Raw genomic sequence first — 9,374 nt, forward strand, 5'->3', positions numbered from 1 at the left:
CCCTGGGCACTTGCCCTTGTGAGCCCAAATTACGAATCTGGTTGCTGCCGCTCAACAGCGACAACTATCAATTTACCACAATCGCATTGCCATTGCAACTGGCAATTTCTAACTTCGTATCACATGCTTTTGTTATCGCCGTTCGCTTTGCGTTCTCCGCACCTCTCGCGACGACAGATGATATATTATCACGGTCTGACACGTAACTCAATACGAAATCCAAAACAAAACGAAACAAAATTGTTTTTCAGCCAAAACCAATGCAAATTGCTTCGGTATCGGTGCATCAATCTTCATTTCTCTTGCTCCTCACCGGACCGCAGCACTTTATTCACAAAATCCATGCGAGCCCTCTCCGATTCCAGCAGTTCCTTTAGATACTTTGTATCCGCCAGGCGAAGCCGCACCGAATATTTCTTCTCGTACGAAGTCCGAAATTCCTCATTCTCCATCAGTCCTTTAAACCAGTCGGAGGCAAACAGCTTTTCCTCCAGTTTTTTACGTTCCATCACATCTGACAACCATGACATCGCTTCTGCACCTCCATGATTGCACCTGATAGGCTCCTGCGTGATAATGTACCCCAATCGCTGCATAATCACACTTATTCAAGATATAATTCTAAGTGTGCCTCCGTTGCATTTTCAGGCAAATTACGGTAGGCTAATTAGTATAGAAATATTCTAATCTATCCGTTTGTGGGAGGGAATCAAAAATGGCACATCAATTACCAGCTCTTCCGTACGACAAAGCGGCTCTGGAACCGCACATCGACGCGCAAACCATGGAAATCCATCACGGCAGACACCACGCTACATATGTGAACAACCTGAACGCTGCTTTGGAAGGCCATCCGGATCTTCAGGAAAAAAGCATCGAAGACCTCCTGCGCAACATCAACAGTGTTCCCGAAAACATCCGGACTGCCGTTCGTAACAACGGCGGCGGGCATCACAACCACTCGTTGTTCTGGCAGATCCTGAGCCCGAACGGCGGCGGACAGCCGACCGGCGCTGTGGCCGACGCGATCAACAGCAAATTCGGCAGCTTTGACAAATTCAAGGAAGAATTCACGAAAGCGGCTACCACCCGTTTTGGCAGCGGCTGGGCATGGCTCGTGGTCGATCAAAACGGCGAGCTGCAGGTGTACAGCACCGCCAACCAGGACAGCCCGCTGATGGACGGTCACACCCCGATCCTCGGTCTGGACGTGTGGGAGCATGCTTACTACCTGAAATACCAAAACAAGCGTCCCGACTACATCAACGCCTTCTGGAACATCGTCAACTGGGACGAAGTCAACAAGCGTTACCAAGCAGCACGCGGGTAATGGCGGGCGCGCCCATCCCGGGCACCAGAAAGCAGCCCATTTTCCTCCACAGGGGAAAATGGGCTTTTCATTTCCCCGCAAAAAAGCAGAAAAGGCGCACCCAAACCCGCGCCATCACGAATGTTCGGTACGCCTTTTGAGCAAAAAAGCAATTGCTCCGCCCAAATCATCAAAAAGCGGTCGCCAGTCCGTCAGGATGCTTCGCCGTTTGTCTTCTTCCCGACTTGTTGCCGCAGATACGCGTCGATAAACGAATCGATCGCACCGTCTACCACCGCATGTACGTTGCCGACTTCTTCACCGGTCCGGTGGTCTTTCACCAACGAGTAGGGGTGGAACACATAGGAGCGGATCTGGCTCCCCCAGGCGATGTCCCGCTGTTCCCCCCGCAATTCCGCCAATTCTTTTTCCCTTTCCTCCAATTGTCGTTCATACAGTTTGGAAGCGAGGATCTTCATGGCGGTTGCACGGTTTTTGATCTGCGACCGCTCGCTCTGGCAAGTGACGACGATGCCGGTCGGAATGTGGGTGATCCGCACGGCCGAATCGGTCGTATTCACATGCTGGCCGCCCGCCCCGGAAGACCGGTACGTGTCGATCTTCAGATCGGATTCTCGGATTTCGATATCCACATTCTCGTCCATCTCAGGCATCACATTGACTGACGCAAACGATGTATGGCGGCGTCCCGACGCGTCAAACGGCGAAATTCGCACGAGGCGGTGCACGCCCCGTTCCGCCTTCAAATAGCCATACGCGTTGTATCCCTTGATCAGCAGCGTGACGCTTTTGATACCGGCTTCTTCACCCGGCAGATAATCAAGCGTCTCCACCTTGTATCCTTTGTCCTCCGCCCAGCGGGTATACATTCTGAGCAAAATCGAAGCCCAGTCCTGCGACTCCGTCCCACCGGCACCCGGATGGATTTCAAGAATCGCGTTGTTCTTGTCGTACGGTTCGTTCAGAAGAAGCTGCAGCTCAAACTCGGACAAATCCTGTCCCAGCTTGTCGACACCTTGTTCGACTTCGTCAAACAGGCTTTCGCCGCCCTCTTCCCGCGCCAGCTCAAGCAGCACTTCCAAATCCTCCTGCTGCCGCGACAGCTTCTCCACTTGTTCGACCAACGATTTCAACGCGTTCGTTTCGTTGATCACCTTTTGCGCCGCCTCCTGATCGTCCCAAAAAGTCGGGCTCGCCATCTGCTCTTCCAAGGCGGCGATTCGATTTTTCTTCGCAGGAAGGTCAAAGAGACCTCCCGATGTCCGCCAATCGCTTGGCTGTAGTTTGCAGTTCCTGTCTCAGTTCACCCGGAGTTTTCGTTGCCAATTTCCTTCACCTCGTGCCAATCATCTTCATTTCCGGCAAATGGTCAGACCACAGAAATATGTTCGAGCAATTCACCATGAGAGGCTGTGCAGCTTTCGATGAAAAATAGGTCCGCGGCAAAAAGCGGCCTGTAGCCGTCACGCTTGCAACGGCGTTTGTTCACTCACTGCGATGTTCGCCTTGTACACATACAACACGACTTCTTCGCGGATACTGTGAATCATTTGCTCAAACATCTCGTACCCTTCGAACTTGTATTCCACCAACGGGTCGCGTTGTCCATACGCCCGCAGGTGGATCCCCTGGCGAAGGTGGTCCATCGCGTCGATGTGATCCATCCATTTGGTGTCGACGGTACGCAGCAGCACCACTTTTTCAAATTCCCGCATGAACGGACCCAACTGCTGTTCCCGCTCCGCGTATTCCTGCATCGCAAGCTGCAGTACATATTCGGTCAACTCTTCGCGGTCCGCCCGACGCGCCAGTTCTTCCACGCTGGTTTTGCCCGGCGACAGATAGTACCGCTCCGAGTATTCGAGCAGCCCCTGCAGATCCCAATCTTCCGGGATCGTCTCTTCCGGACAGTAGGTATCGATCGCATATTTGACCAGATCCTCCACCATGCCCTTCACAGTGTCGGACAGATCGTCCCGCTCAAGGATCTCCCGCCGCTGCTTATACATGATCTCGCGCTGCTGGTTCATCACATCGTCGTACTTCAAGACGTGCTTCCGAATGTCGAAGTTGTTGCCCTCCACTTTCTTCTGGGCGCTTTCGATCGCACGAGTCACCATGCGCGCTTCGATCGGCTGGTCTTCCTCCAGTCCGAGCCGCTCCATGATGCCCATAATATTTTGCGAACCGAACAGCCGCATCAGATCGTCTTCGAGCGACAGGAAAAATTGCGAAGATCCCGGATCCCCCTGACGGCCGGCACGCCCGCGCAGCTGGTTGTCGATCCGCCGGCTTTCATGCCTCTCTGTACCAATGATATGCAAACCGCCGAGTTCCGCCACTCCCTCACCGAGGATGATGTCCGTACCGCGTCCCGCCATGTTGGTGGCAATCGTAACGGCGCCGCGCTGGCCGGCCAGTGCCACGATCTGCGCTTCCCGTTCGTGATGCTTCGCGTTCAGCACCTGGTGCGGAATTCCCCGTTTTTTCAGAAGTTCCGACAGGTATTCCGACTTCTCGATCGAGGTGGTGCCCACCAGCACCGGTTGGCCGACCGCATGCCGCTTCGCGATCTCTTCCACAACGGCGTTAAACTTGCCGCGGATGTTCTTATACACCACATCTTGCAGATCCACCCGCCGGCTCGGCTTGTTGGTCGGAATGACGACCACGTCCATCCCGTAAATCGACCGGAACTCCTCTTCTTCCGTCTTCGCCGTACCGGTCATGCCGGCCAGTTTCTTATACATCCGGAAATAGTTTTGCAGCGTGATGGTCGCCAGCGTCTTGCTCTCGTTCTGGATTTTCACACCTTCCTTCGCCTCGATCGCCTGATGCAGCCCCTCGCTGTAGCGGCGGCCCTGCATCATCCGGCCGGTGAACTCGTCGACGATGATCACTTCGCCGTCTTTCACCACATAGTCTTTGTCCCGCTTCATCAAATGATGTGCTTTCAACGCCTGCGTGACATGGTGGTTGATCGTGACGTTTTCCGGATCAAACAGATTTTTGATGTTGAAAAATCGTTCCGCTTTCTGCACGCCCTGTTCCGTCAAAACGACGGAGCGTGCTTTTTCGTCAATCGTGTAATCGGCAGGCCGGAGGCTGGATACAAAGATGTTCGCCCGCACATACAGTTCGGTCGATTTTTCCGCCTGCCCGGAGATGATCAGCGGCGTGCGCGCCTCATCGATGAGGATCGAGTCCACTTCGTCGACGATCGCATAATGCAGCGGACGCTGCACCATCTGGTCGAGCGACATCACCATGTTGTCACGCAAATAGTCGAAACCGAACTCGTTGTTGGTCCCATACGTGATATCGCACGCATACGCCTGTTGCTTTTCATGCGGATCCATGCCGTGAATGTTAAGACCCACGGTCAGCCCCAAAAACCGGTGGACCTTGCCCATTTCCTCTGCGTCGCGGCGGGCAAGGTAATCGTTTACCGTAACGACATGAACCCCTTTGCCTATCAAGGCGTTCAAGTAAGACGGCAGCGTGGCAACGAGGGTTTTCCCTTCCCCGGTCGCCATCTCGGCAATCCGACCCTGATGCAGCACGATTCCACCAAGCAGCTGCACGTCAAAATGGCGTTTGCCAAGCACCCGTTTCGCCGCTTCGCGGACCACCGCAAACGCTTCCGGCAACAAGTCGTCAAGCGACTCCCCATTTTCCAGGCGCTGCTTGAACTCGGCCGTCTTGGCTGCCAGCTGCTCGTCCGACAGCGCCTCGACTGACGGCTCTAGGCCGTTGATTACATCAACCACTTTATATAATCTTTTGATTTCCCGTTCGTTCGAATCGCCAACAAGTTTCTTCAGGAGGCCCAACATGCTGTTGTACCACTCCTCTCCAATTTTTGCAAGTTCAAGGATGTGAATCCCGCAATAAGTCGATTGTAAACCACCTTCGTGTCCACCGTCTAGTATACCATCGTTTTGTCAAGTTTCAAAAAGAAAAAAAGGTGACGATTCGTCACCTTAATACCTGGGTGCCCTAACTTACAAAAGCTGCCGACTGTTCCCCGTTTTCGCTTCCTGATCCCCTCGTATCAGCCCGAGCGCAATGGAGGTTACGATCACCCACGTCCAGACGGCGGACTCAAGGTGAAACAGCCAAACAAGCACAACCGCGATCACCGTTTCCAGCAACCATGGGTGGATAAAATACGACTTGCGCAGATTCCAGTACACGATGTGCGTCACCTTGAGCAGGATCAGAAACACCACAACCTGGGCCACTCCGGTCAGAAACGCCATGTCGGTCACCTCCTGCTACATCGTATGCGCCACGCCCTGGGCTGGTGCCTGCTCACCGACAAAAAAGAGGCCGGCCTCTCGGCCAGCCCCCTACAGACCATGGTGATTCGGGTATTCGGCGCTTCCGTACAGTTCCGGTTCGCCAGGGGAATATCAAAACTCCGGCTCGATCAGCCCGTAATTGCCGTCGTGCCGGCGGTAGACGACGTTCACTTCTTCCGTTTCCGCGTTCGAGAACACGAAGAAATCGTGTCCCAACAGATCCATTTGCAGCACCGCTTCTTCCGCCGTCATCGGCTTGAAGGCGAATTTTTTTACCTTGACGATACGGCCATCCGGCGCCTCGGCCGCTTCTTCCGTATCTTCCATCGCCAATGCGGTGGCCGCTCCGTTTTCCCGAAACAGGGTGCGAATGCCTTGCTCCCGGAAGCGGCGGTTCAACTTGGTCTTATGTTTTCGAATCTGGCGTTCCAGTTTCTCCACCACCAGATCGATCGAAGCATACATGTCGGGTGAACGTTCTTCCGCGCGGATCAGGATCCCGTTAAACGGCATGGTCACTTCCACAATGTGCGAATCATTCTCCACCGACAATGTGACTTGAACGGGTTGAACAGGAGGCGTGTCAAAGTACTTTTCCAAGCGTCCAATCTTCTTCTCGACATAGTCACGCAATGCATCCGTAATGTCCAGATGCTGCCCACGCAATTGGATTTTCATGGGTACTGCTCCTCCTTCCCTGTCTGTATTAATACCTATTCGCCTCATGCCGCAAAAAACCTTCCCGGTTGCGGAAAATTAACAATTGCTTTATGGTTTGTTCATACTTTTCACATACAGCCGCAGCAAGGAGGTCCTCCTCTAACTAGTGTGACCTAACCAAAACAAAAAAAGACCTTGGAAAAACAAATTCCAAGGTTCAAATTGGCAGATCAGGTATTTACAACACTTTGCCCAGGAACGCGCGGGTCCGTTCATTTTGCGCGTTGGTAAAAATTTTCTGAGGGGTTCCTTCTTCCATAATGATCCCCTGGTCCATAAAAAACACCCGGTCGCTGACTTCGCGGGCAAATCCCATTTCGTGCGTGACAACGACCATCGTCATCCCTTCCTGCGCCAGCGATTTCATCACATCCAGCACTTCCCCGACCATTTCCGGGTCGAGCGCCGAGGTCGGTTCGTCAAACAGCATGATTTTCGGCTGCATCGCCAGCGCCCGCGCGATCGCCACCCGCTGCTGCTGCCCGCCGGACAGCGAGTCCGGATACGCATCCGCCTTTTCCGACAAGCCCACTTTCGCCAGCAGATTGCGCGCCCTTTTTTCCGCTTCCGCCGCCGACACCTTACGAACCTTCATCGGGGCCAGCATAATATTCTGCAGCACCGTCATATGGGGGAACAGGTTGAACCGCTGAAACACCATGCCGACTTCTTCCCGCACCTTGTTGATGTTGGTGCGGCGGTCGGCAATATTGAAACCGTCGACGATCACTTCGCCCGACGTGATTTCCTCAAGACCGTTTAAACAACGGAGAAATGTGCTTTTCCCGGAACCGGACGGCCCGATCACACAGACCACTTCCCGTTCCTTAATTTCACAGGTGACGCCTTTCAGTACTTCATTCCTGCCAAAATACTTATGCAGATCCTTAACGCGAATCACTTGTGCCGTACCTCCTTTCAAGCCATGCGACAAGGATCGAGAGCCCCAACGTCATGACCAGATACATCAGCGAAATCGTCAGATACGGTTCCCACACACGGCTGGTGGCGCCAAAAGCGGTCCGTGCCGCATACGCCAGCTCCCCCAAACCGACAGCCGACACCAGCGAGGAGTCTTTCAGCAACATGATCGCTTCGTTGCCGAGCGGCGGCAGCATCCGGCGAAACGCTTGCGGGATGATGATATAGCGCATCGTTTTGGCATACGTCAATCCGAGCGAACGGGCCGCTTCCGTCTGCCCCCGGTCGATCGATTGAATACCCGCCCGGAAAATCTCGGCGATATACGCGCCGGAGTTCAATGTCAGCGCGACCACCCCCGAAAAGAACACACCGGACAGCATCCCCGTCTCAGCCAGTTTGATTTGCCGGGCCAATTCCCCCGAAATCAGCAAGCCGTCCGTCTGATTGATCAAAATCGGCATCAAACCGAAATGCACGATCAAAATCTGCACGAACAGCGGCGTTCCGCGAAAGAAAGTGATATACAGAATGGCCGGCCACCTGACGAAAATCGATACCACGTATTTCCAAATCCCGTGTTTGACCCTTGCCAGCCGGGCGATCCCCAAAAAAAGCCCGAGCAGCGTGCCCAATACAACCGCAATCACGGTCACTTGCAGGGTGACTTTTGCCCCCTGCAAAAACAGAGGCATGTAGTTCACAATAATGTCCCAGCGAAAATTCATGCGAATACCCACCTTCTACCCGTCAAAAATCAATCCTAGTAAGCACGAACCTACTATAGCATACTCGCCGCCCCATTTGCTAGAACTTTCAAAATAAGGGAAAAACGCAACCTGTCTCTGCAGAGTTGCGTTCTTGCGCATACAGCATCATGCAAATGAAGCGTTACTTGGTGCCGAAGTACTGATCGTAGATTTTTTTGTAGGTTCCGTCGTCCTTGATCTTCTTCAGACCGTCGTTGATCTTGTCGAGCAGTTCTTTGTTGCCTTTCTTCACCGCAATGCCGTAAAACTCTTTCTCGAACGAAGGATCGTCAATCATCTTAAACCCTTTGTCGGAGTTGTTTTTCACATAGTTGATCACCACGCCGTTGTCAGCCACGACCGCTTCCACACCGCCGTTGGCCAGTTCTTTCAGAGCAAGCGGCGTGCTTTCAAAGCGTTTCACGTTCGGGTTGTCTTTACCGAGTAGCTTGGAGACCACATCATCCCCGGTGGTTCCGGTTTGAACGCCCACTTTCTTGCCCTTCAAATCCTCAAACTTGGCGATCTTCGAATCTTTCGGGACGGCGATCAATTGCTTGGCTTCAAAATATGGTTCCGAGAAATCCATGGATTTTTTCCGCTCGTCGGTGATCGTGATGGCGGAGATCAAAATGTCGCGGTCGCCATTTTGCAAATTGGTGAAAATTCCTTCCCAAGGCGTGTTTTTGAACGTGACTTTAAAGCCCGCTTTGTCGGCAATCGCCTTCAAAAGGTCCACATCGAACCCGACGATTTCTCCCTTTTCGTTTTGCGACTCAAACGGAGCATAAGCCGCATCCGTTCCGACCACATATTCTTTGACTTGCGGCGCCGGAGCAGCACCACCTCCTGTTTGGCCCGGTGACTGTGTTTTGCTCCCGCAACCAACCAGCGCGGTTCCCAAAAGCAGAGTTGCGGCAAACATCAAGGCCTTGCTTGTCTTCATAATCGGAATGACCCCCTTCGTGTTATGTAGAAAATTCTCATTTTTATTATCTATAGAATCAATGATTTTGTACACAAAAATTAATATACACGCATGCGAATAAAGATGCAACCAGATATTATTTACAAATTTGAATATCAAGTTACCTCAGCAAATCCTTCACATGCGAACATTTGTTTGTTATACTAGATGCAAACGAATGTTCGGGAGTGGTTGGCATGGCTCAACAAGAAGCGATGACGTTAAAGAGATTTCAAGAGAAATTTCATTCGGATGACGTATGCCGCGAGCATCTGTTTCAGATCCGCTGGCCGAACGGCTTCTGTTGCCCCAAATGCGAGCACGCTGCGTTCTACTTTCTGGAAAGCCGTAAGCTGTATCAATGCACGCGCTGCAAGCATCAG

Annotated in this window: 11 protein-coding genes; 3 read left to right on the top strand and 8 right to left on the bottom strand. The window is 52.8% G+C overall.

Going from position 1 to position 9,374, the window contains the following annotated elements:
• Window positions 1–206, top strand: a 206-nt coding sequence (locus C230_RS23110) for a hypothetical protein (RefSeq protein ID WP_211207984.1), incomplete at its 5' end; no start/stop codon positions are given.
• 87 nt (window positions 207–293) lie between these two features.
• Here C230_RS23110 and C230_RS0101580 read toward each other — a convergent pair.
• Window positions 294–530, bottom strand: coding sequence for a hypothetical protein (locus C230_RS0101580; protein ID WP_018130326.1), 237 nt, complete (start codon window positions 528–530; stop codon window positions 294–296).
• A 185-nt stretch (window positions 531–715) separates the two neighbouring features.
• Between C230_RS0101580 and C230_RS0101585 the strand changes: the two genes are divergently transcribed.
• Window positions 716–1,330, top strand: a complete 615-nt coding sequence (locus tag C230_RS0101585; RefSeq protein WP_018130327.1) for a superoxide dismutase — start codon at window positions 716–718, stop codon at window positions 1,328–1,330.
• 191 nt (window positions 1,331–1,521) lie between these two features.
• On the opposite strand, the gene prfB is transcribed toward C230_RS0101585, so the two are convergent.
• From prfB to C230_RS0101620, 7 genes are all read right to left on the bottom strand, one after another.
• A protein-coding gene (prfB, locus tag C230_RS0101590; RefSeq protein WP_156807306.1) for a peptide chain release factor 2 occupies window positions 1,522–2,656 on the bottom strand; the annotation gives its coding sequence in 2 pieces (ribosomal slippage) (window positions 1,522–2,574 and window positions 2,576–2,656; 1,134 coding nt in all).
• 137 nt (window positions 2,657–2,793) lie between these two features.
• Window positions 2,794–5,166 (bottom strand): preprotein translocase subunit SecA, encoded by a 2,373-nt coding sequence (gene secA, locus C230_RS0101595; protein WP_018130329.1) that lies wholly within the window; start codon window positions 5,164–5,166, stop codon window positions 2,794–2,796.
• A gap of 168 nt (window positions 5,167–5,334) precedes the next feature.
• The gene (locus C230_RS0101600; protein WP_018130330.1) at window positions 5,335–5,592 is read right to left on the bottom strand and encodes a hypothetical protein; all 258 of its coding nucleotides are present in this window, start codon (window positions 5,590–5,592) and stop codon (window positions 5,335–5,337) included.
• A gap of 153 nt (window positions 5,593–5,745) precedes the next feature.
• Window positions 5,746–6,312, bottom strand: coding sequence for a ribosome hibernation-promoting factor, HPF/YfiA family (hpf, locus tag C230_RS0101605; RefSeq protein WP_018130331.1), 567 nt, complete (start codon window positions 6,310–6,312; stop codon window positions 5,746–5,748).
• A gap of 220 nt (window positions 6,313–6,532) precedes the next feature.
• Entirely contained in the window at window positions 6,533–7,255 is a 723-nt protein-coding gene (locus tag C230_RS0101610; RefSeq protein WP_018130332.1) for an amino acid ABC transporter ATP-binding protein, read from the bottom strand.
• Window positions 7,242–8,003, bottom strand: a complete 762-nt coding sequence (locus C230_RS0101615; protein WP_018130333.1) for an amino acid ABC transporter permease — start codon at window positions 8,001–8,003, stop codon at window positions 7,242–7,244. Before C230_RS0101615 ends, C230_RS0101610 begins: the two co-directional genes overlap by 14 nt.
• Before the next feature lie 163 nt (window positions 8,004–8,166).
• Window positions 8,167–8,970: a basic amino acid ABC transporter substrate-binding protein gene (locus tag C230_RS0101620; protein ID WP_018130334.1), complete on the bottom strand. Its 804-nt coding sequence runs from the start codon at window positions 8,968–8,970 to the stop codon at window positions 8,167–8,169.
• Between the two features lie 218 nt (window positions 8,971–9,188).
• On the opposite strand from C230_RS0101620, the gene C230_RS21690 reads away from it, so the two are divergent.
• Window positions 9,189–9,374: transposase (locus tag C230_RS21690; RefSeq protein WP_169332819.1), on the top strand; the 186-nt coding region annotated here is incomplete at its 3' end.

This window comes from Effusibacillus pohliae DSM 22757 (assembly GCF_000376225.1).
Lineage (GTDB): Bacteria > Bacillota > Bacilli > Tumebacillales > Effusibacillaceae > Effusibacillus > Effusibacillus pohliae.

Coding starts and splice junctions, on each gene's coding strand:
- C230_RS0101620 (WP_018130334.1), bottom strand. CDS start 8,970: ATGAAGACAAGCAAGGCCTTGATGTTTGCCGCAACTCTGCTTTTGGGA.
- C230_RS0101600 (WP_018130330.1), bottom strand. CDS start 5,592: ATGGCGTTTCTGACCGGAGTGGCCCAGGTTGTGGTGTTTCTGATCCTG.
- C230_RS0101580 (WP_018130326.1), bottom strand. CDS start 530: ATGTCATGGTTGTCAGATGTGATGGAACGTAAAAAACTGGAGGAAAAG.
- secA (WP_018130329.1), bottom strand. CDS start 5,166: ATGTTGGGCCTCCTGAAGAAACTTGTTGGCGATTCGAACGAACGGGAA.
- C230_RS0101615 (WP_018130333.1), bottom strand. CDS start 8,003: ATGAATTTTCGCTGGGACATTATTGTGAACTACATGCCTCTGTTTTTG.
- hpf (WP_018130331.1), bottom strand. CDS start 6,312: ATGAAAATCCAATTGCGTGGGCAGCATCTGGACATTACGGATGCATTG.
- C230_RS0101585 (WP_018130327.1), top strand. CDS start 716: ATGGCACATCAATTACCAGCTCTTCCGTACGACAAAGCGGCTCTGGAA.